Annotated in this window: 18 protein-coding genes; 17 read left to right on the top strand and 1 reads right to left on the bottom strand. The window is 35.9% G+C overall.

What is annotated here, in order from left to right; all coding sequences use genetic code 11:
• Positions 1–211 precede the first annotated feature (211 nt).
• The 3 genes from NKG37_RS01870 to NKG37_RS01860 all read left to right on the top strand — a co-directional run bounded on the left by NKG37_RS01870 (position 212) and on the right by NKG37_RS01860 (position 4,613).
• A complete protein-coding gene (locus NKG37_RS01870) occupies positions 212–550 on the top strand; it encodes an ArsR/SmtB family transcription factor (protein ID WP_016203441.1) in 339 nt (112 codons plus the stop codon).
• A 277-nt stretch (positions 551–827) separates the two neighbouring features.
• Entirely contained in the window at positions 828–3,008 is a 2,181-nt protein-coding gene (locus NKG37_RS01865) for a heavy metal translocating P-type ATPase (protein WP_254415697.1), read from the top strand.
• Between the two features lie 183 nt (positions 3,009–3,191).
• Positions 3,192–4,613 (top strand): S41 family peptidase, encoded by a 1,422-nt coding sequence (locus NKG37_RS01860; protein WP_169189116.1) that lies wholly within the window; start codon positions 3,192–3,194, stop codon positions 4,611–4,613.
• 67 nt (positions 4,614–4,680) lie between these two features.
• Here NKG37_RS01860 and NKG37_RS01855 read toward each other — a convergent pair whose 3' ends face one another.
• Entirely contained in the window at positions 4,681–5,043 is a 363-nt protein-coding gene (locus NKG37_RS01855; RefSeq protein WP_016203437.1) for a winged helix-turn-helix transcriptional regulator, read from the bottom strand.
• 185 nt (positions 5,044–5,228) lie between these two features.
• Here NKG37_RS01855 and NKG37_RS01850 point away from each other — a divergent pair, with 185 nt between their 5' ends.
• The 14 genes from NKG37_RS01850 to tkt (NKG37_RS01785) all read left to right on the top strand — a co-directional run bounded on the left by NKG37_RS01850 (position 5,229) and on the right by tkt (NKG37_RS01785) (position 21,522).
• Positions 5,229–6,425, top strand: coding sequence for an MFS transporter (locus NKG37_RS01850; protein ID WP_254415696.1), 1,197 nt, complete (start codon positions 5,229–5,231; stop codon positions 6,423–6,425).
• Positions 6,422–7,261, top strand: a complete 840-nt coding sequence (locus NKG37_RS01845) for an aldo/keto reductase (RefSeq protein ID WP_169189114.1) — start codon at positions 6,422–6,424, stop codon at positions 7,259–7,261. Before NKG37_RS01850 ends, NKG37_RS01845 begins: the two co-directional genes overlap by 4 nt.
• A gap of 508 nt (positions 7,262–7,769) precedes the next feature.
• Complete coding sequence (rpiB, locus tag NKG37_RS01840; RefSeq protein WP_016203434.1) at positions 7,770–8,216, top strand: ribose 5-phosphate isomerase B; 447 nt, start codon at positions 7,770–7,772, stop codon at positions 8,214–8,216.
• 237 nt (positions 8,217–8,453) lie between these two features.
• Positions 8,454–9,317 (top strand): 6-phosphofructokinase, encoded by an 864-nt coding sequence (locus NKG37_RS01835; RefSeq protein ID WP_224427647.1) that lies wholly within the window; start codon positions 8,454–8,456, stop codon positions 9,315–9,317.
• A 76-nt stretch (positions 9,318–9,393) separates the two neighbouring features.
• Entirely contained in the window at positions 9,394–11,409 is a 2,016-nt protein-coding gene (gene tkt, locus NKG37_RS01830; protein ID WP_016203432.1) for a transketolase, read from the top strand.
• A 392-nt stretch (positions 11,410–11,801) separates the two neighbouring features.
• Positions 11,802–13,856 (top strand): BglG family transcription antiterminator, encoded by a 2,055-nt coding sequence (locus NKG37_RS01825; RefSeq protein WP_212117486.1) that lies wholly within the window; start codon positions 11,802–11,804, stop codon positions 13,854–13,856.
• Positions 13,857–13,883: 27 nt separating this feature from the next.
• The gene (locus tag NKG37_RS01820) at positions 13,884–14,351 is read left to right on the top strand and encodes a PTS sugar transporter subunit IIA (protein ID WP_016203431.1); all 468 of its coding nucleotides are present in this window, start codon (positions 13,884–13,886) and stop codon (positions 14,349–14,351) included.
• A gap of 16 nt (positions 14,352–14,367) precedes the next feature.
• Positions 14,368–14,652: a PTS sugar transporter subunit IIB gene (locus NKG37_RS01815; protein WP_016203430.1), complete on the top strand. Its 285-nt coding sequence runs from the start codon at positions 14,368–14,370 to the stop codon at positions 14,650–14,652.
• Positions 14,653–14,733: 81 nt separating this feature from the next.
• Positions 14,734–15,018: a PTS sugar transporter subunit IIB gene (locus NKG37_RS01810; protein WP_016203429.1), complete on the top strand. Its 285-nt coding sequence runs from the start codon at positions 14,734–14,736 to the stop codon at positions 15,016–15,018.
• A gap of 139 nt (positions 15,019–15,157) precedes the next feature.
• Positions 15,158–16,429, top strand: coding sequence for a PTS galactitol transporter subunit IIC (locus NKG37_RS01805; protein WP_016203428.1), 1,272 nt, complete (start codon positions 15,158–15,160; stop codon positions 16,427–16,429).
• Between the two features lie 105 nt (positions 16,430–16,534).
• Positions 16,535–17,566: a zinc-binding dehydrogenase gene (locus NKG37_RS01800; protein ID WP_101729314.1), complete on the top strand. Its 1,032-nt coding sequence runs from the start codon at positions 16,535–16,537 to the stop codon at positions 17,564–17,566.
• 293 nt (positions 17,567–17,859) lie between these two features.
• Positions 17,860–18,306, top strand: coding sequence for a ribose 5-phosphate isomerase B (rpiB, locus tag NKG37_RS01795; protein WP_101729313.1), 447 nt, complete (start codon positions 17,860–17,862; stop codon positions 18,304–18,306).
• A 310-nt stretch (positions 18,307–18,616) separates the two neighbouring features.
• Positions 18,617–19,510: a 6-phosphofructokinase gene (locus tag NKG37_RS01790; protein ID WP_169189112.1), complete on the top strand. Its 894-nt coding sequence runs from the start codon at positions 18,617–18,619 to the stop codon at positions 19,508–19,510.
• The gene (gene tkt / locus NKG37_RS01785) at positions 19,507–21,522 is read left to right on the top strand and encodes a transketolase (protein WP_254415695.1); all 2,016 of its coding nucleotides are present in this window, start codon (positions 19,507–19,509) and stop codon (positions 21,520–21,522) included. Before NKG37_RS01790 ends, tkt (NKG37_RS01785) begins: the two co-directional genes overlap by 4 nt.
• Positions 21,523–21,670: the final 148 nt, after the last annotated feature.

Below are 21,670 nucleotides of genomic sequence, written 5' to 3'. Positions count from 1 at the left end.
AAGGAGAGTTAAACATGAAATGATAGGCATATGTTATTTCTCCTAAACCCGACTTTATGGCGTTCATTTTTAAATGAACGCCATTATTTCTTTTGGTGGAAAGAGTTGGATATCAGAAGGAAATAGAAGGAGTCATGTCGCTACAGAAAGCATAAATTTGTATGCTATAATAGATGGAAAGGTTTGTAATAATAAAGGGGTAAGATTATAGATGAGCGAATTTAATGATAAAAATGAATCAATGGATCCAATAAATAAGCATGAATTGGATGAAGAAACACTATTTATTGTTTCTCAAACGTTTAAAGCACTATCAGACCCTACAAGGATAAAAATCCTCCATTTATTGTCAAAAAAGCAGCATTCTGTTAATGAAATCGCAGAAAATCTGCATATGCTCCAATCGACTGTTTCTCATCAACTTCGTTTTTTAAAGAATTTGCGCTTAGTTAAATATAAGCGAGAAGGAACAACAATGATTTATTCCTGTGATGATGAGCATGTAATGGGTGTATTAAAACAAATGATTGATCATGCAAGACATCACTAAGTAACAGATACTTTCTAATATCTATATTGACTGTAGAAGCTTCTAGAAGGAAAGGGGATTCTACAGTCTTTTTGATGTTTTCAAGATGCCTTCTCTTCTTTTTTATACTCCACTGATGGAAGTTTCTTTCTTATAAAAAATCAGAATATAGATTGACACTTTTATAAGATAATTCATATAATATAAATATGAGTATATGAATAATTGTTCATATATTAAAAAATAATATAAGTCAGTGTGTAATAGATAAAATTTTCAAAGGAAAGTAGGGATAGAGATGGGAGAAGAGAAGCAGCTATTGAAAAAAGAATTTACATTAGAAGGCTTAGACTGTGCTAATTGTGCAATGAAAATAGAAAATGGAATTTCCTCCATTAATGGAGTTAGTGAATGTAATGTCAACTTTGCTACACAAACGTTAAGTTTACAGTTAGATGAATCGAAACAAAACAATATTTTAGCAAAGGCTGAAAAAACAATTACGAGACTAGAACCACATGTGAAAATGGTGGAAAAGAGAAAAAGAGCTACTTCTACCTCCCATAATCATGCACATGATCACGAGCATGACAACGATACACATGGACATTCGCATGATCACGGTGCGGAAAATACAAAGAAATTAATTGGAAGATTAATCGCTGGAACGATTGTTGCAGCGATTGGAATTATTGCTCCGTTAACTGGAATTATCGAATTTGCTCTTTTCTTCTTAGCATATTTAATTGTCGGGGGAGACATTTTATTTAGAGCGATAAAAAACATTTTACGTGGGCAAGTATTTGATGAGCATTTTCTAATGTCAATTGCAACATTAGGCGCATTTGCTATTCAAGAATATCCTGAGGGAGTAGCAGTTATGCTTTTCTATCAAATAGGTGAGCTATTCCAAGGGGTAGCCGTCAATCGTTCCAGAAAATCGATTACTAGCTTAATGGATATACGGCCAGACTATGCAAATGTAAAGGATGGAACAGAATTAAAGAAGATGCCACCAGAGCAAGTGAAAATTGGTGATATCATTATGGTAAAGCCAGGGGAAAAAATTCCGCTTGATGGACGGGTTATAGAAGGAAGCTCTTCTGTCGATACATCAGCGTTAACAGGCGAGTCCGTCCCTCGTGATATCGAGATTGGTAATGAGGTACTAAGTGGATTTATTAATAATCACGGAGTACTAACAATCGAAGTAACAAAGGATTTTGGAGAATCAACAGTCACGAAAATATTAGAGCTTGTACAAAATGCAAGTAATCGCAAAGCACCTACTGAAAATTTTATTACTAAATTTGCAAGATATTATACGCCGGTAGTAGTGATTACAGCTGCTTTATTAGCTATCGTGCCACCCCTATTAATAAGTGGTGCAACTTTCTCAGACTGGTTGTATCGTGCACTAGTCTTCCTTGTTATTTCTTGTCCTTGTGCTCTTGTTGTCTCTATACCGTTAGGATTCTTTGGCGGAATTGGTGCAGCATCAAAAAAGGGGATCTTAGTAAAAGGGAGCAATTATTTAGAAGCATTAAATGATATTAAGTATATTGTTTTCGATAAAACTGGTACTTTAACAAAAGGAGTATTTGAAGTAAATTCAATCAAAGCCTCTCCTGGATTTTCAGAAGAAGAAGTTTTGGAATATGCAGCTTATGCAGAAGCGCATTCTAATCATCCGATTGCGGAATCCATTAGAAAAGCATATCATGCTCAAATAATCGAGGAACGTTTGGAAGAATATCAGGAACTATCTGGCCATGGAATTATTGTGAAGTTTGATGGGAAGAAAGTGCTAGCTGGTAATCAAAAATTGATGTTAAAAGAAAACATAGATTACTTACAAAACGAAGAAGTTGGTACGGTTATTTATGTGGCAGTAAATCAAGAATTTATTGGTTCCATTGTTATTTCTGATCAGGTAAAAGAAGATGCAGAAGAAGCTATTCAACGTTTAAAAGAGTTGGGGATAAAGAAAACGGTCATGTTAACCGGTGATGCTAAAAAGGTTGGCGATAAGATCGGCGCTTTATTAAAAATAGATGAAGTTCATGCGGAGCTGTTGCCACAGCATAAAGTCGAGGAAATAGAGAAACTAGATGCACAAAAGCAGGTGAAAGAAAAAATTTTATTTGTTGGGGATGGGATAAATGATACTCCTGTTTTAGCAAGAGCTGATGTAGGAATGGCAATGGGCGGTTTAGGTGCAGATGCAGCGATTGAGGCAGCAGATATTGTCATTATGACAGATGAACCTTCTAAAATAGCAACAGCGCTGTCTGTTGCAAAACGTACAAGACGAATTGTATGGCAAAATATTATATTCGCCTTAGGGGTCAAAGCGATCTTTTTATTACTTGGAGCCTTTGGCATTGCAACGATGTGGGAAGCAGTTTTCTCCGATGTAGGTGTTACGGTTCTTGCCGTTCTAAATGCAATGCGCGTGCTGAGGATAAAAGAGTTGTAAGGAATAATAAATTTACTGATCCACATGTATACATTCTTTTAGAAAAAGAAAAACGGTGTTAAAGCTATTTCGTCTTTGGCACCGTTTTTTTTTGTATGAAATAGATTCATCATAAGTTGTCCGAACCCATCATATACATAAAAAAGGGATAAATACATCGTTGTAGAAGAAGGGACGGTTGAAATGAATCGAAAATGGTTGGCTATTTACATGGCAGGCTCCTTACTAGCGGGGTCAGGAATGACATATATGGGAATAACCGTTTTAGAAAAAAGACAAGGGGATCAAACGAATGATCAAACAAGTGAGACAACATCTCTTTATAAGTTAGATAAAGCCTATCAGATCATCCTGCAAAATTATGTAGAAAATGTAGACAAGCAGAAATTAGAGGATGGAGCAATCAAAGGGATGCTCGCTACCTTGGAGGATCCATATTCTGTTTATATGGATCAAGAGGCTGCAAAACAATTTGAACAGGCATTAGATTCTTCTTTTGAAGGAATTGGCGCAGAAATTAGTATAGAAGAAGATAAAATGATCATTGTTTCTCCAATTAAAGGTTCTCCAGCAGAAAAAGCGGGCATTAAACCACAAGATCAAATTATTTCCGTTAATGGAGAAAAGGTAGAAGGAAAAGACTTAAATGACGTAATTGGCCAAATTAGAGGGGAAAAAGGAACCAAGGTTGAACTAGAAATTAAACGAGCATCGGTAGATAAACCGCTAAAGGTAGACATTGTACGAGATGAAGTTCCCCAAATAACGGTTTATTCTGATATCAAAAAAGATGGTGGAGAAAAGATTGGCTATATAGAAATTACGTCTTTTTCTAAAGATACGGCAAGTGAATTTGAAAAAGCGTTAAGTACTTTAGAGAAAAATGAAATTTCTGGTCTTATCTTAGACGTCCGCGGTAATCCTGGTGGATTGCTTACTAGTGTGAACGCTATTGTGGAGCAATTTTTAACTGACCATAAACCTTATTTACAAGTAGAGAATAGAAATGGAGACCGCGAACCGTTTTATTCTGATTTAAATAAACAAAAGGACTATCCAGTTGTAGTGCTGATTGATAATGGTAGTGCGTCCGCTTCGGAAATTTTAGCTGCTGCCTTGAAAGAAGGGGCAGATTATCCGCTAATTGGGGAGAATTCCTTTGGAAAAGGAACAGTCCAACAACCAATTTTGATGGATGATGGCAGTGAAATCAAATTAACCGTTTCTAAATGGCTGACTCCTGATGGAAATTGGATCCATAAAAAAGGAATAAAACCAACCATTGAAGTAAAGCAAACAGATTTATATCACACTCATCCTTTGCAAATTGTAGACTCGCTAAAGTTAGAAGATAATGATGAACAAGTCAAATATGCACAAGAAATTTTGACAAGCCTAGGGTTCACGACAGATCGACAAGATGGCTATTATAGTCCGCAAACAGAAGTTGCTGTGCGAGCATTCCAAGATAAAAACACGCTCGAGGTAACTGGCATAATTGATTCAAAAACGGCTGCGAAGCTGGAAGAAGCGGTTAAAATAGCGAAGCAAAAAGACGAAAATGATATCCAATTACAAACGGCTATACGATATTTAGTACATTAAATTGTGAACGATAAAAATGAGAATCTCCTGCCCATTTTTCAAAAGCAGGAGATTTTTTTGTAAAACCTTATTTATTTAGCACACTATCTTCCAACACTAAATTTTTATCTCCATAAATTTTAGTTATATGAGTGTCTCCCCAAGCACAAAGGGCATTTAAAATAGGCTCTAAACTTTTTCCATAGTCACTTAATTCATATTCTACTTTTGGTGGTATTTGCTGATAGATAATACGGTTAATTACGCCATCTTCTTCTAATTCTCTTAATTGTTGTGTAAGCATTTTTTGTGTAATATTTGGCATTAATCGTTTTAACTCACTTGTTCTCTTTTTACCATGTGTTAAGTGGCATAAAATCACACATTTCCACTTCCCCCCAATTACTTCTAAAGTGGCTTCGACGGATATATTATATTTCTTATTTTCCATGATATCCTCCATTTTATAGGTACTTTTTTGTACCTATATAACTTTTAGGTTCCTACATTACAAAAAAGTACGTACTTTTCTATTTGTCTTATATGATTCATAATAACACTTGCCGGTTAAAATGCAAGATAAGAAAAAAACTACCACTAGTGGTTAACGATATATTTAATAGGAGGAAAAGAAAATTGAAGCATAGAAAGAATACTTTCGCTTTAATTGCATTAGCTATTAGTGCTTTTGCGATTGGGACTACGGAATTTATAAGTGTTGGTTTACTTCCATTAATAGCGGAAGATTTTCATATAGGGATTACAACAGCGGGATTAACCGTTTCTATTTATGCACTCGGCGTCACCATCGGAGCACCAGTTTTGACAGCTATTACTTCAAATTTTTCACGAAAATCACTATTATTGTGGATCATGATTGTTTTTATTATCGGCAATAGTATAGCTGCATTTGCACCAAATATCACAATCTTACTGATTGCACGTATTGTATCAGCTTTTGCTCACGGTATATTTATGTCAATTGGTTCAACCATAGCAGCAGATTTAGTAGAAAAAGAAAAAAGAGCAAGTGCAATCTCTATTATGTTCTCCGGATTAACCGTTGCAACCGTAACGGGAGTTCCATTTGGGACATTTATCGGACAACACTTTGGATGGAGATTGGCATTTATCATCATTGTTATTATTGGAATTATTGCGTTTATCGCAAATAGTGTACTTATACCAAGTAACTTATCTAAGGGCGGCCGTGCAACCTTTAAAGACCAATTGCGGTTAATTACAAACGCTCGACTTTTAATGCTCTTTTTAATTACGGCATTAGGATATGGTGGAACTTTTGTCGTTTTCACTTATCTTTCTCCATTGCTGCATGAAATAACAGGATTTCAGCAAAATACGGTAGCAGGAATTTTATTATTGTATGGCGTGGCAATTGCGATTGGGAACATGATTGGTGGCAAGCTATCTAATAAAAATCCGCTACAGGCATTATTTTATATGTTTATCGTTCAAGCAATGGTACTGTTCATTTTATCTTTTACGCTGCCATTTAAAGTAATTGGCTTAATAAGCATTCTTTTTATGGGATTATTGGCGTTTATGAATGTTCCGGGATTGCAGGTTTACGTAGTAATGCTTGCAGAACGCTATGTACCAAGTGCGGTAGATGTTGCTTCTGCTGTTAATATTGCTGCCTTTAATGCAGGAATTGCTATCGGTTCTTATTTAGGAGGAATAGTAACCAATTCACTAGGACTAATCCATACTTCTTGGGTTGGCGGAATAATGGTTGTCGCTGCTATCTTCCTAACAGGTTTCAGTTTAGTTTTAGAAAAAAATTCATTACAAAAAGGAGTTTTAACACGATGAAAAACTTACAAGATACAGTTAATTTAACAAACGGAGTAAAGATGCCTTGGTTAGGATTAGGCGTATTTAAGGTGGAAGAAGGTCAAATACTCGTTGATGCTGTAAGCTCTGCGATTAAAAATGGCTATCGCAGCATTGATACGGCAGCTATTTATGGGAATGAAGCTGGAGTTGGTGAAGGAATAAAAAAAGGAATGCAAGAAGCAGGAGTTGCGAGAGAAGACTTGTTTATTACTTCAAAAGTATGGACAGACGATTTAGGCTATGAAGAGACACTAAAAGCTTATGAAGTAAGTCTAGAAAAATTGGGACTAGATTATTTAGATTTATACCTTATTCATTGGCCAAAAGAAGGCAAATATAAAGAAGCATGGAGAGCATTAGAAACACTATACAAAGCGGGGAAAGTAAGAGCGATTGGGGTAAGTAATTTTCAAATCCATCATTTAGAGGAATTAATGAAAGATGCAGAAATGAAACCAATGATCAATCAAATTGAATTGCATCCACGCCTAACGCAGAAAGAATTAATTGCTTATTGTGTGAGTCTTGGAATTCAAGTAGAAGCATGGTCTCCATTAATGCAAGGCCAATTATTAGATCAGCCTGAATTAGTAGAGATTGCTACAAAGTATCAGAAATCTGTTGCGCAAGTAATTATTCGATGGGATTTGCAAAATGGTATTGTTACGATTCCGAAATCCGTGAAAGAGCACCGTATAATCGAAAATGGAAATGTATTTGATTTTACTTTAACAAAAGAAGAAATGGATAAGATCGATGCATTAAACATGGATCAACGAGTTGGTCCAGATCCAGATAATTTTGATTTTTAATATATGCTTTATCTTTTAATCAAGTAGCAGAAAAAGAGGATGGACATAACTAAATAGATACTCTGTAAAGACGAACAATATCGAATTAGCTAGTAAATAGCGGCTGCTTTCGCATACTTTTACAAGAGGAAATATAATTAGTTGGAAAAACAGAGCAGCCGGAATACACGAAGGCGCCACGGGGATTAGCGCGAGCCCCACGGAAAGTGAAGTGTATTCCGGCTGCGGGGAATCGCACTAAACTACATGGAAACATCCTTTAAAAAACGAATAAAAAACCAAACAATTATACGGAACTTTGATTAGCATCTTCGTATAATTGTTCGGAATTATCCTTGGCTGGAATACTTTTGTCCCAGCCTTTTCATTTTTCCATAAAGACTGTTAAACATCACTACTACTATTAAAAATTAATAAGTTTTCACTTGAAACCGAATACAAATGGTTGCTTTTATGATAGAATACATCTGAAAAAGAACCATCATAACTAGGAAGGATGGATAAGTTTATGAAAATAGCAATAGCTAGTGATCATGGCGGATATCAGCTAAAAGAAGCGGTAAAAGCACATCTACTTAAAACTGGCTTGGAAGTAGAGGATTTTGGTTGTCATAGTCGGGAAAGTGTAGATTTTCCAGATTACGCCAAAAATGTTGGCGAATCTATTGTGAATGGAGCGAACCAATTAGGGATTTTGTGCTGTGGAACGGGGATTGGTATGAGTATTGCTGCAAATAAAATCACTGGAATACGTGCCGCGGTTGTCGGAGATGTGTTCTCAGCTAAAGCAACAAGAGAACATAATGATAGCAATATCCTTTGTTTAGGAGAAAGAGTTACTGGTGAAGGATTAGCATGCTTAATTGTAGATACGTGGTTAAGCGCAGAATTTCTAGGTGGAAGACATACTAATAGAATTAATGGAATTAAAGAATTAGAATCATATTATTGTTAATAGTAGGACAAATTGACCTCCTATTTATCAAATGAAACATATTATAACTTGTACGTACCATTAATAGGTTATACTAAATATGTATGGTTTATTCTTTGAAAGTTGTATGGTATAATGGTTTTGGAAAAATATATCATTGAGAAGAAAAGGTAAAAAAATACTTTTTCTTCAAAAATCATGGACATTTTTCTGTATATTATTAGTTACGTATAGCTTATGTAAAAGTTAGGGGGTAAGATGTTGAAGGTTGGTGTGATTGTCTTAGGTTGTGTGCCTTCAGGGGTAAAACAAATTCTTCATCGATTATATGAGGAGTTAACTTCTATGCATCAACTATTTGGACTTGAAATAGACAGAGAATCAGGTGAAGTCACTTATACGGAATTGAAAGAAGTTAGTGATGCACCATATTTAAGCCATGCTATCTTAAAGGTAAGCTCTACACCAGTAAACTATCAGTGGAATCAAGCACTTGCTCCAATGGATATGACAGTTGTAATTGGGGATGCGCATGCCAAAGAAATATGGCAAACTTCTATAGCCAATAAAGAAGCCATTCGTACTTTATTTGTTCCAGTTTCCATTTACAATAACCTGAAAGGAAATGACTGGACTTTAGGGTATGATACAGCACTTAACAGTATTACTCAGAATGTGTTAAAAGTTCAGGATACCATTCATTCTCTTAAATATGATAAACCAAGATTATTTGGTTTTTCGATAGAGGGGAATCCGTCGACCAATATGTTGCAGGACATCTCTCTTGCAGTGGATGGGAACTATTTAGCAGTAGATTACGAGGAAGAAGAAATTACCGCCTTATGTGACGCAATAATGAAGAGGTATACATATATAAAAACTTCTAATGTCTTAATATACAGCGAAACTTCAAAAGAGGTAATCCAAAATTCCGTGATTAGTAAGCTTGATGTAGATTGGAAATATACAGAAATTGATGAAGCATTATGCATGGGAGTAAACCCAACAGCCATCGATCGAATCCTTGCAAACGAACTAGCAGATGAAGTATTAAGATGGATAAAAAATAATTGTTTAACAGGTGAACTCGCCGTTCAAAAGGATGGAATTCAATTTAAATAAACCCCTAAGCCTAAGTTAATAAAGCCATTCAATAGTTTAGGTTTAGCATTAAATAAATCAAAAAAGGATGAGGAAAATGAGTAATCAAGTAAAAACAAATATTGAACAATTAGCAATTAATACGATTCGTACTTTATCAATCGACGCTATTGAAAAATCAAATTCTGGTCACCCAGGAATGCCGATGGGGGCAGCTCCAATGGCATATACACTATGGGCAAAAGAAATGAATCATAATCCAGCTAACCCTAACTGGTTCAACCGTGACCGCTTTGTGTTATCAGCAGGACATGGTTCTATGCTTCTATATAGCTTGTTACATTTATTCAATTATGGTGTTTCAATTGATGATTTAAAGAACTTCCGTCAATGGGGAAGCAAAACTCCAGGTCATCCAGAATTCGGACATACACCAGGTGTTGAAGCAACTACTGGTCCATTAGGACAAGGTATTGCAATGGCAGTTGGGATGGCAATGGCAGAAAGACATTTAGCAGAAACATATAATAAAGAAAACTATCCAGTGGTAGACCACTATACGTACAGCATTTGTGGTGATGGTGATTTAATGGAAGGTGTATCTGCAGAAGCTGCTTCACTTGCAGGTCACTTAAAATTGGGCAGATTAGTAGTTTTATATGATTCAAATGATATTTCTTTAGATGGAGATTTAAATCTTTCATTCTCTGAGAGTGTCCAAAAACGTTTTGAAGCATATGGATGGGAAGTTATTCGCGTCGAAGATGGCAATGACTTAACAGAAATTCAAGCAGCAATTTCGCAAGCAAAAAAATCAGATGTGCCTACATTAATCGAAGTGAAAACAGTAATTGGTTATGGTTCTCCAAATAAAGGTGGAAAATCAGCATCACACGGTGCACCACTAGGAGTTTCTGAAACACAATTAGCGAAACAAACATATGGTTGGTCATATGAAGAGGCATTCCATGTTCCAACAGAAGTTTCTGAGCACTATACAGCATTAGCGCAAGAAGGGGCAGATAAAGAAAAAGCTTGGAACGAATTATATGAAGGCTATAAAGCTGCTTATCCAGAGCTAGCAACTCAATTAGAAACAGCTATCAAAGGCGAGCTACCTGAAGGTTTACAAGAGAGTTTACCTGAATTTAACGCTGGGGATTCTATGGCAACAAGAGACTCATCTGGTAAAACAATTCAAGCTATTGCTAGTGCAGTACCTTCTTTCTTTGGCGGATCTGCAGACCTTGCTGGTTCAAACAAAACATTAATAACTAGTGAGAAGAACTTTGCGATTGATGGCTATGCTGGCAGAAATATTTGGTTTGGTGTACGTGAATTTGCTATGGGAGCAGCGCTAAATGGTTTAGCACTTCATGGTGGTGTGAAAGTATTCGGAGCAACATTCTTCGTATTCTCTGATTATTTACGTCCAGCAATCCGTTTAGCAGCATTGATGAAATTACCAGTAACGTATGTATTCACACATGATAGTATCGCAGTTGGTGAAGATGGTCCAACTCATGAGCCGGTTGAGCAACTAGCTTCTCTACGAGCAATGCCAGGACTTTCTATCATTCGTCCAGCAGATGCAAAAGAAACAGCTGCTGCATGGCAACTTGCTGTAGAAAGTACAGATACACCGACAGCTCTTGTATTAACACGTCAAAACTTGCCAACATTAGACTTAACAAAAGCAGAAGCATATGAAGGTGTGAAAAAAGGTGCTTACACTGTTTCAACTGGTAAAGAAGCAGCTCAAGCATTAATCTTAGCATCTGGTTCTGAAGTATCTCTTGCAATGAACGCACAAGCAGCGTTAGCAGAAGAAGGAATTTCAGTAAATGTGGTAAGTATGCCAAGCTGGGATCGTTTTGAAAAACAATCTGCTGAATACAAAGAAAGTGTATTACCAGAAAGTGTTCAAGCACGTGTTGCAATTGAAGCTGGTGCATCTCTTGGTTGGAGAGAATACATTGGTTCTAAAGGAGAGCATATTACGATTGATCATTTCGGTGCATCTGCTCCTGCAGATAAACTTTTCCAAGAGTATGGATTTACGGTAGAAAATGTAGTTGCGAAAGTAAAATCTTCTATCGCAAAAACAAAATAATCAAGGGAAATGTACTTGGTGAAAAGAAAGAAGCTAATGACCATCAAAGATGGTTATTAGCTTCTTTCTTGTGCAGGAGAATTTAAAGAAAGGATCTATAAAAATGTTATTAAATAAATTTTGTCTTAGTAGCAGGTGTCAATTTTAGCGATAGTTTAGCTGGAAAAAGTAGATAAATACAGTCAAAATAAGTAATATGCTTATAGAGATTTATACATAGTTTTATCAAATTTGGCAACAATTCCTTCAGCAAAAAAAATAGAGAAGGGAAAGCTGTTTGTGCAAGTTAATCACTTAGTGACACAATTCACAAACTAGTTATGGAAATGAAAACGGATACAATATCTTTTTCATCCATGCTACAATGAAATCAAGTTAAGAGGTGATAGATAATGTATCTTGACGAAAGAAGTAATATTTTATTAAAGGAAGTATTAAGCAATCCTGATACTTCCAACATAAAGCTAGAGAAAAAATTTCACCTATCAAGAAGACAAGTTAGTTACAGTTTTCAGAAGATCAATGATTGGCTAGAATCGAATAATTATCCTGCTATTAAAAGAACAAATGGCGGAAAGTTCATTATTAGTCCAGTCATTATGGAGTTATTCGCTGAAAAGACAGATGAACAAGCGGATAAGCATTATATCCCATCTGAAACAGAAAGAGCTCAATTTATTCTATTGTATATTATCAGTAGCGATGATGAGCTGTCCTTACTTCATTTTACTAGTGCCTTAGGGGTAAGTAAAAATACGATTCTTCGGGATATGAAAACAGTTCAGCAAATGATTGAGCCTTATGAACTTGAGGTTAGTTATTCAAGAATGAAAGGTTATGAGTTAAAAGGGAAGGAATGGAATGTTCGTAAACTATTAGTGGAAGTACTAGAAAATATCTTATCTATATATAATGGCGAAATATATATTCAAAAGTTTATCAATGTACCTAAAGATAATTTGATTACGATAAAAGAAAGACTAGCAGAAGTCGAATGTAGTTTAAATCTCCAATTCATTGATGAACGAATTAACTTATTGCCATATATTTTAGCTGTAATATTAAAGCGTATACAAAAAGGAAAAGTAATCCAGGATTTTTACCATATTGATTATCGTTCCTTATCTGATACGAAAGAATTTATTGCAGCTGAGATTTTGATTAAAGATATTAAACATATTCCGAAAGAAGAACATCTGTTTATGACCTTGCAGCTGTTAACATCCAAGATATTATCAGCACAATTCTTAGCTGATCACCAAATCCCGGAGTTAACGAAAGCTTTGGAAACATTTCTTCATACTTTTGAGTACAAAGCATGTATTGCATTTAAGGATAAAGCGGCATTACTTGAAAGGTTAGTACTTCATATGAAGCCTGCTTATTACCGAATGAAATACAATCTATCGACGAATTACACAATGATGGAAAAAGTAAGCGAAGAATTCGAAACGATTCATTTTATTGTAAAGGATTCGATTGCTCCAGTAGAAGAATATATAGGATGTCCAATACCAGAAAGTGAATTAATGTTCATCACTATTTTTGTCGGAGGACATTTAATTAGCTCAGGAGAAACCATTCAGAAGAAGAAGAAAGCAGTTGTTGTTTGTCCTAACGGTGTATCTATCTCGCGTCTAATGGAAAGCACCCTACGTGAATTATTTCCTGAATTTTATTTTCATCAAGCTTTATCGATTCGGGAGTTTCACCAACTCAATTATCAAGTTGATATTATTTTTTCACCAGTACCATTACAAACGGATACAAAGCAATTTGTTATCAATCGGATACTATCAGACTTTGAAAAAGTTCAACTTAGACAGAGGGTACTTAGAGAAATATTTGACTTAAATACAAATGTAATAAATATTGAGCAATTAATGGGGAAAATCGAGAAATATGCGTCTATAAAGGATAAAGAATCTTTGAGAGATGCGTTGCAAGAACATTTTACTATTACGACAACTAGTGAAACTCAGGAGCCAATGACAAAAACGGATTTATCGCTCGCATCTTTACTAACTCCTGAAATGATTACAGTCGTACAAAGCGTAGAAGACTGGCAGCAAGGAATACAAATAGCAGCTGGTCAGCTATTGAAAAATGGAAGCATCACAGAAAATTATGTAGAAGAAATGTTGAAACAGTATCCAGCAATGGTTCAACATATCGTATTAAGAAATGTGATTGCCATTCCTCATGCTGATCCTGAAGCTGGCGTAAATAGAGTCGGCATGAGCTTATTAAAAATAGAAGATGGTATCCCATTTAATGAGAAGGTTAGAGTCCATTTTATCGTAGTGCTTGCATCTACAGATAAGCATAAACATCTTTACGCGCTAAGACAGCTTATGAGCATATCAAAAAATGGCGAAGAAATCAGTAATCTAAAGATCAGCAAAAATCCAGAGCAATTATATGAAATTATCAAAAAATATTCTTAAAGTTAAGTGAAAGTGGAGGAGTTTAAAATGGCAGTTGCTTCATTTATTAAAGAAAGCTTAGTGAACGTCGGATTAAAGGTGGAAAATCAAGATCAGCTTTTTAATGCAATGTTTGAAAAGGCATATGAGCAGGGTTTTGTAAAAGAAACATTCCTACCAAAAATTAAGGAGAGAGAATCGATCTTCCCAACAGGACTAAGTGTCAATGAGTATAGTATCGCTATCCCTCATACTGATCCGGAGCATGTAGTGGAGCAATTTATCGCTGTTTCAGTTTTAGAAAAACCCGTATCCTTTCATTTAATGGAAGATAACACAAAAACAACGGAAGTTCAGGCGGTATTGATGCTTGGCCTGAATCAGCCACATAGTCAAATTGAAGTTCTACAAGAATTAATGCAGGTAATCCAAGTAGAAGATCATTTAGAAAAGCTTATTCATGCGAAGGATAAATCAGATATAACAGCATTATTTCAAAGTATTAACGTTTCCTGAAAGGGTGGTGAGTAAATTGAACAGGCAAACAATACTGGTTGCTTGTGGCGCAGGGATTGCTACATCGACTGTTGTTCTTGATCATTTAGAAGAATTAGTTGAACGAGAAAATCTAAAGGTGGAGCTTGTTCAATGCAAAATAGCAGAAGTTGCTAGTTTACAGTCTAATGCAGATTTAATCGTTTCGAGCACAATATTACCAACAAAATATTCGATTCCGGCTCTTAGTGCAACCGCTTATATTAGTGGGATAGGAATGGAAGAATTAGACAAAGAAATTTTAAGTTATTTAAAAAAATAATGAAATGCATAAAAGGTTAGATAGCAAAAAAATGAATTGCTTCTATATAGATATTACGAAAATTGAAGGGAGATTATTAAAATGAAAAAAGGTAAAATTCTTGTAGCTTGTGGAGCTGGTATTGCAACATCAACAGTAGTATGTAACCGTGTAGAAAATTTGGTGAAAGATAATAACTTAAACGCTGAAGTAGTTCAATGTAAAATAGCAGAGGTTTCTTCACTTCAAGCAGATGCAGATTTAATTGTATCAACAACAATCCTTCCAAAACAATATGATATTCCTGCTATTGTAGCAACTGGTTATATTAGTGGAATCGGTATGGAGCAAATTGATCAGCAAATTCTTGGTCATTTTAAAAAGTAATTTCTTAAAAAGGGTTACATCCTAGAAGAACATCTTGCCAAAAAGTAGAGGCGGGGAAACCTGCCTACTACAATCCCTTTCCAAAAGTGGTGTATAGGATACACAAATATAAATAACATATGATGAGAGGAGATTCAAAATGGGTCAACTTTTAGATGGAGTACAGTACGTCCTAAGTTTAGGACCAACCGTTATCTTGCCAATTGCCATACTTATTATTGGACTTATTTTTCGTACAGGATTCAAAAAGGCATTTCGTTCAGGTTTAACAATTGGAATTGGTTTTGTCGGCATTAACTTAGTTATTGGAGTTCTAACAGGCAGCTTAGGGCCAGCTGCACAAGCAATGGTTGAAAGATTTGGCTTGAATTTACACGTAATTGATGCTGGTTGGCCAGCGGCGGCAGCAGGTGCTTGGGCATCACCAGTTGCAGCAATTCTTTTACCGATTTGTTTGGGCGTAAACTTATTAATGATTTTCTTAAAATTAACAAAAACATTAAATGTAGATATTTGGAATTACTGGCATTTTATCGCCGCTGGTGCAACTGGTTATATTTTAACAAATAGCTGGATATTTGCAATCCTTTGTGCGGTAGTTTATGAAGTAATTGTATTAATTATTGCAGATAAAACACAGCCAATGGTTGAAAAATTTTACGGTTTACCAGGTATTACATTTCCAACAGCTTCAACAGCATCATTTGCACCACTTGGTATTTTAATAGGTTTATTGATTGAAAAAATCCCAGGACTTCAAAAGATAAAAGCAGATCCGGATGTTATTCAAAAAAGAATGGGTATTTTCGGAGAGCCTATGATGATGGGCTTTATCTTAGGAATTGTCATTGGTATTTTAGCTGGTTACAACGTAGGCGACGTATTCCAAGTTGGTATTTCAATGGGTGCCGTTATGCTATTATTACCGCGTATGGTTAAGATCTTAATGGAAGGTTTATTACCAATTTCTGAAGCTGCACGTGAGTATTTAAGAAAACGTTATGCTGGCAGAGAATTATATATTGGTCTAGATGCAGCATTAGCTGTAGGACATCCAGCAGTTATGGCAACTGCACTTATTTTAGTACCAATTACATTGTTCTTAGCAGTAGTTCTTCCAGGTAACCAAGTGCTACCTTTTGGAGACTTAGCAACCATTCCATTTTTAGTAGCATTCATTGTTGGTTCTAGAAAAGGAAATATCATCCACTCCGTTATTGTGGGTACAATTATGATAGCGCTTTCCCTATATATGGCAACAGATTTTGCACCAGTATTTACTCAAATGCTTGCAGGTGGATCATTTGAAATGCCGGGCGGAGCTACTCAAGTATCCAATTTAGACACTGGAGGAAACTTGCTGAACTGGTTAGTTTTAAAGGTTTCTCAACTTTTCCAAGGTGTAATTTAATCCATATTTAATTGATTAAAAAGGCTATTTTCTAAAGAATGTTGTTTTCAACAGCAACAAACTTTACGGAAATAGCCATTAAAAATAACGAGGAGGATTTATGCAATGAAAGCTGTAACAAAATTAAAATCTGGCTATGATGAAATGGAGCTAGTCGATATTGATGAGCCCTCTGCTTATGATGATAAAGTAAAAATAAAAGTTGCTTATACAGGTATTTGTGGTTCGGATATCCATACTTTTAAAGGTGAATACAATAGCAAAAATACTCCTGTAGTATTGGGTCATGAATTTTCTGGTGTAGTAGTAGAAGTTGGTAAAGATGTCTCCACAGTAAAAGTCGGTGACCGAGTAACAAGTGAAACAACCTTTACAACTTGTGGAGAATGCATTTATTGCCAAGAAAAAGACTATAACCTATGTCCAAACCGAACAGGTCTTGGTACACAAGTAAATGGTAGTATGGCAGAGTATGTGATTGCTAGAGAAGAAAGTGTACATGTATTAAATGAGAATGTTAGCCTAGAAGCAGCAGCACTGACAGAGCCATTAGCTTGTTGTGTCCATGCAGCATTAGAAAAAACAACAATTGAAGAAAACGATACTGTATTAGTATTCGGTCCTGGTCCAATTGGATTGTTATTAAGCCAAGTAGTAAAAGCACAAGGTGCCTTCGTTATTTTGGCTGGAATCACAAAAGATAGAAAAAGATTAGATCTTGCAAAAGAGTTGGGCATAGATGTTGTGGTTGATCTTTTACAAGAAGATTTGAGCGAAATTGTTAATCAACATACCAATGGTTATGGCGCGGATAAAGTGTTTGATTGCTCTGGTGCTGTTCCAGCCGTAAACCAAGGTCTTGCATTAACGAAGAAAAAAGGTACTTTCGTCCAAGTAGGACTATTTGCGAATAAAACAAATGAGATTGATCAAGAATCTATCATTCAACGAGAAATTAACTATATCGGATGTCGTTCTCAAAAACCTAGCTCTTGGGATATTGCTTTGAAATTACTTGAGGATGGAAAAATTGATACCGATAAAATGATTACAAAAGTCGTATCACTTGAAGAATGGCGCAATGGTTTTGAAAAAGTAATGGCTGGTGACGAAATAAAAGTTTTAATTGAATCATAAGCACTGCAATAAGATAAAAAATACTCCTCTTACATCGTTAAAGTGGAGTATTTTTATTTGTTTACTTGGATAAATGGAAATACCAAATCACTATAGTTTACAAAAGGGTAGACAATATTGAAGATGAAAACGTATACAATAAGCTGTATTTCATGTGATAAAATGAACATGTCAAGAAGAATAATGGAATGTAATGGAAGTTAATTGTTTCATGAAATCCTCTATTGCTAGGTTTTTATTAGGTGAATAGCTTATCTAGCTAATAGAGTTGATTAATAGAAAGGATGAGGAGCATGAAGTTAGCCATTGCATGTGATCATGGTGGATTTTCATTAAAAGAAGCAGTAAAAAAATATTTATTGGAGCAAGAAATAGAAGTGGAGGATTTTGGCTGTCATAGTAGAGAAAGTGTTGATTTTCCAGACTACGCAAGAAAAGTAGGAGAATCCATTATGGCAGGTAAAAATGAATTAGGAATTCTTTGTTGTGGGACTGGTATTGGAATGAGTATTGCAGCAAATAAAATAAAGGGAATCCGTGCCGCTGTAGTCGGTGATGTATTCTCAGCAAAGGCTACAAGAGAACATAATAATAGTAATGTCCTTTGTTTAGGAGAGAGAGTTACAGGAGAAGGATTAGCAGTATTAATAGTAGAAACATGGCTCCAAGCGGAATTTTTAGGTGGCAGACATGAAAAAAGAGTTGGAGCTATTGGCGAATTAGAGAAACATCTTTGTTGATAGAAAAGGCAGTTTTCTATCAGATTGTTGTTTTTTCAAAAGGAAAAATGAATTAGTTGGAAAAATAGAGTAGCCGGAATACATATAGACTCCAGTGGGATTATCGAGACAGTCTGAGAAGAAAGCAGGAGCGTAGCGGCTCAGCGCGAGCCCCACGGAAAGCGAAGTGTATTCCGGCTGCGGGCGATAGCAACAAACTTTACGAAAAAGCCATAGAAAAAGATAATTACAAAGATAAAAGGATGTTAAACAGCTAATGGAATAGAAATCTATGAGGCTTGATAAATAAGGATAAACAGGAGGCATCTTTGTGAAAGTAGGCATCATTATTGCGGGGGTACTACCTGCAGGAGTTAAACAAATTATTCACAAAATGTTTAATGAATTGGCTCCATGCCATCAATTGTTTGGGATTGAAGTAAAGAAAGAAACAGGAGCAGCAGACTATCTTGAATTTATTGTAAATAATGATTCTCCCTATCTTAGTGAGTCAGTGCTGAAGCCTTCAACATTATCAGTTAACGTGAGGTGGGAAGAAATTTGTGCCCCAATGGATAGTATTATTTTTATTGGTGATGCTCAGGCAAAAGAACAATGGCAGAAATCATTAGTAAGAAGCGGAAAAATCCATTCGTTATATGTTCCTGTTTCTATATATAACGATATCGAAGGTTCTGATTGGTCTTTAGGCTATGACACGGCTATTAATAGTATTACGCAAATGATTCTAAAAGTGAAAGACACGATTCACTCCTTAAAATATGAGAAACCAAGATTATTTGGCTTTTCAATTAAAGGATCACCATCACCATCGATTAATATGCTTGAAGATATCTCGATGGCAGTAGATGGACATTTTATAGCAAATCCATTTGAACGAGAAGAAGGGGAGCTTTTATCCAATAAAATTGATGGTAGTTTTAACCATGTTCATACGTCCTCTGTATTAGTATACAGTCATACAAACAGAGAAAGAGTGAAAGAGCATTTAATTAATCATTTGAATGTGGATTGGAAATACACAGAAATTGATGAAGCACTTTGTATGGGAACAAATCCAACAACGATTGACCGAATATTAGCAAATGAAATAGCAGAAACGATTGTATTGTGGTTAAACAATCATCATCCTACAGGAGAAATAATGGTGAAAAAAGATGGCGTTCTTTACCAAAATAAAAAATATGAAGGAATGATAATATGAGTAACACAGTTGTGACAAATGTAGAAAAACTAGCAGTTAATACGATTCGTACTTTATCGATTGATGCCATTGAAAAATCAAATTCTGGTCACCCAGGAATGCCGATGGGGGCAGCTCCAATGGCTTATGCATTATGGGCAAAAGAAATGAATCATAATCCAGCTAATCCAAATTGGTTCAACCGTGACCGTTTTGTTTTATCAGCAGGACATGGTTCTATGCTTCTTTATAGCTTGTTACATCTATTTAATTATGGTGTTACTATTGATGACTTAAAGAACTTCCGTCAATGGGAAAGCAAAACTCCAGGCCATCCAGAATTCGGACATACACCAGGTGTTGAAGCAACTACTGGTCCATTAGGACAAGGTAATGCAATGGCAGTGGGGATGGCAATGGCGGAAAGGCATTTGGCAGAAGTATATAATAAAGACAATTTTCCAGTAGTAGATCACTATACGTATAGCATTTGCGGGGACGGTGATTTAATGGAGGGCGTTTCTGCTGAAGCTGCATCACTTGCAGGTCACTTAAAGTTAGGTAGATTAGTAGTATTATATGATTCCAATGATATTTCCCTAGATGGTGATTTGCATCTATCATTCTCTGAAAGTGTTCAAAAACGTTTTGAAGCTTATGGTTGGGAAGTAATTCGAGTGGAAGATGGAAATGATGTAGAGGAAATTCATAAAGCCATCACAAAAGCAAAACAATCAGATATTCCTACATTAATCGAAGTGAAAACAGTTATTGGTTATGGTTCACCAAACAAAGGTGGAAAATCGGCCTCACATGGTGCGCCGTTAGGAGCTTCTGAAACAGCGTTGGCAAAGCAAGCATATGGTTGGCAATATGAAGAAGCATTCCATATTCCAACAGAAGTTTCGAAGCATTATGCGGAATTGGCTAATGAAGGCGAAGAAAAAGAACAAGCTTGGAATGAGTTATATGAAGGATATAAAACGGCATATCCAGAATTAGCAACCCAATTAGAAGGTGCGATTAAAGGAGAGCTACCCGTTGATTTACAAGAAAAGCTACCTGAATTTAATGCTGGAGATTCTATCGCTACAAGAGACTCTTCAGGAAAAACAATTCAAGCAGCTGCGAAAGAAATCCCATTCTTATTTGGTGGATCTGCAGACCTTGCTGGTTCGAATAAAACATTAATGACTGCTGAGAAAAACTTTGCGATTGATGGCTATGCTGGCAGAAATATTTGGTTTGGTGTGCGTGAATTTGCAATGGGAGCAGCTTTAAACGGATTAGCATTGCATGGTGGAGTGAAAGTATTTGGAGCAACTTTCTTCGTATTCTCTGATTATTTACGTCCAGCCATGCGTCTAGCAGCATTAATGAAATTGCCGGTAACATATGTATTTACACATGATAGTATTGCTGTTGGAGAAGATGGTCCAACTCATGAGCCAATTGAACAATTAGCTTCACTTCGCGCTATGCCGGGACTATCGATTATTCGTCCGGCAGATGCCAAAGAAACAGCAGCAGCATGGCAACTTGCATTAGAAAGTACAAATACACCGACAGCGTTAGTATTAACACGACAAAACTTGCCAACATTATCGTTAACGAAAGCAGAAGCATATGAAGGGGTAAAAAAAGGAGCGTATACCGTTTCCGCTGCAAAAGAAGAAGCACAAGCATTAATCTTAGCAACTGGTTCAGAAGTGTCTCTTGCTATTAAAGCACAAGCAGCGTTAGCAGAAGAAGGAATTTCAGTAAATGTAGTAAGTATGCCAAGCTGGGATCGTTTTGCAGAACAGACGGAAACATACAAAGAAAGCGTCTTGCCAGAAAGTATTCAGGCTCGTGTTGCGATTGAAGCTGGTGCATCATTAGGTTGGAGAGAATATATCGGCGCAAAAGGAGAACACATTACCATTGATCATTTTGGTGCATCAGCACCAGCAGATAAACTCTTCCAAGAGTATGGATTTACCGTAGAAAATGTAGTTGTGAAAGTAAAAGCTTCAATTGCTAAAACGAATTAACAGGAAAGAGAGGTCAATAATCTTTTAAGGTTATTGGCTTTTTTGTTGAGAATAAATTACATAGGTGCTTATCCTTCATTAAAGGAAAGTTAGCACCACTGATTGAAGGTTCACTTTATCAATTGTTCTTTTTCCATTTAATCTAGTA

The sequence above is a fragment of the Niallia sp. RD1 genome, assembly GCF_024219955.1.
In the GTDB taxonomy this organism is placed as follows: domain Bacteria; phylum Bacillota; class Bacilli; order Bacillales; family Cytobacillaceae; genus Niallia; species Niallia alba.
Note: the sequence above shows the minus strand (reverse complement) of the source record. Positions and strands in the feature narration are given on the sequence as shown.

Bases quoted from the DNA above. Each gene is read 5' to 3' on its own strand.
- NKG37_RS01870 (WP_016203441.1), top strand. From the start codon at position 212: ATGAGCGAATTTAATGATAAAAATGAATCAATGGATCCAATAAATAAG.
- NKG37_RS01865 (WP_254415697.1), top strand. From the start codon at position 828: ATGGGAGAAGAGAAGCAGCTATTGAAAAAAGAATTTACATTAGAAGGC.
- NKG37_RS01860 (WP_169189116.1), top strand. From the start codon at position 3,192: ATGAATCGAAAATGGTTGGCTATTTACATGGCAGGCTCCTTACTAGCG.
- NKG37_RS01855 (WP_016203437.1), bottom strand. From the start codon at position 5,043: ATGGAAAATAAGAAATATAATATATCCGTCGAAGCCACTTTAGAAGTA.
- NKG37_RS01845 (WP_169189114.1), top strand. From the start codon at position 6,422: ATGAAAAACTTACAAGATACAGTTAATTTAACAAACGGAGTAAAGATG.
- rpiB (WP_016203434.1), top strand. From the start codon at position 7,770: ATGAAAATAGCAATAGCTAGTGATCATGGCGGATATCAGCTAAAAGAA.
- NKG37_RS01835 (WP_224427647.1), top strand. From the start codon at position 8,454: ATGTTGAAGGTTGGTGTGATTGTCTTAGGTTGTGTGCCTTCAGGGGTA.
- tkt (WP_016203432.1), top strand. From the start codon at position 9,394: ATGAGTAATCAAGTAAAAACAAATATTGAACAATTAGCAATTAATACG.
- NKG37_RS01825 (WP_212117486.1), top strand. From the start codon at position 11,802: ATGTATCTTGACGAAAGAAGTAATATTTTATTAAAGGAAGTATTAAGC.
- NKG37_RS01820 (WP_016203431.1), top strand. From the start codon at position 13,884: ATGGCAGTTGCTTCATTTATTAAAGAAAGCTTAGTGAACGTCGGATTA.
- NKG37_RS01810 (WP_016203429.1), top strand. From the start codon at position 14,734: ATGAAAAAAGGTAAAATTCTTGTAGCTTGTGGAGCTGGTATTGCAACA.
- NKG37_RS01805 (WP_016203428.1), top strand. From the start codon at position 15,158: ATGGGTCAACTTTTAGATGGAGTACAGTACGTCCTAAGTTTAGGACCA.
- NKG37_RS01800 (WP_101729314.1), top strand. From the start codon at position 16,535: ATGAAAGCTGTAACAAAATTAAAATCTGGCTATGATGAAATGGAGCTA.
- rpiB (WP_101729313.1), top strand. From the start codon at position 17,860: ATGAAGTTAGCCATTGCATGTGATCATGGTGGATTTTCATTAAAAGAA.
- tkt (WP_254415695.1), top strand. From the start codon at position 19,507: ATGAGTAACACAGTTGTGACAAATGTAGAAAAACTAGCAGTTAATACG.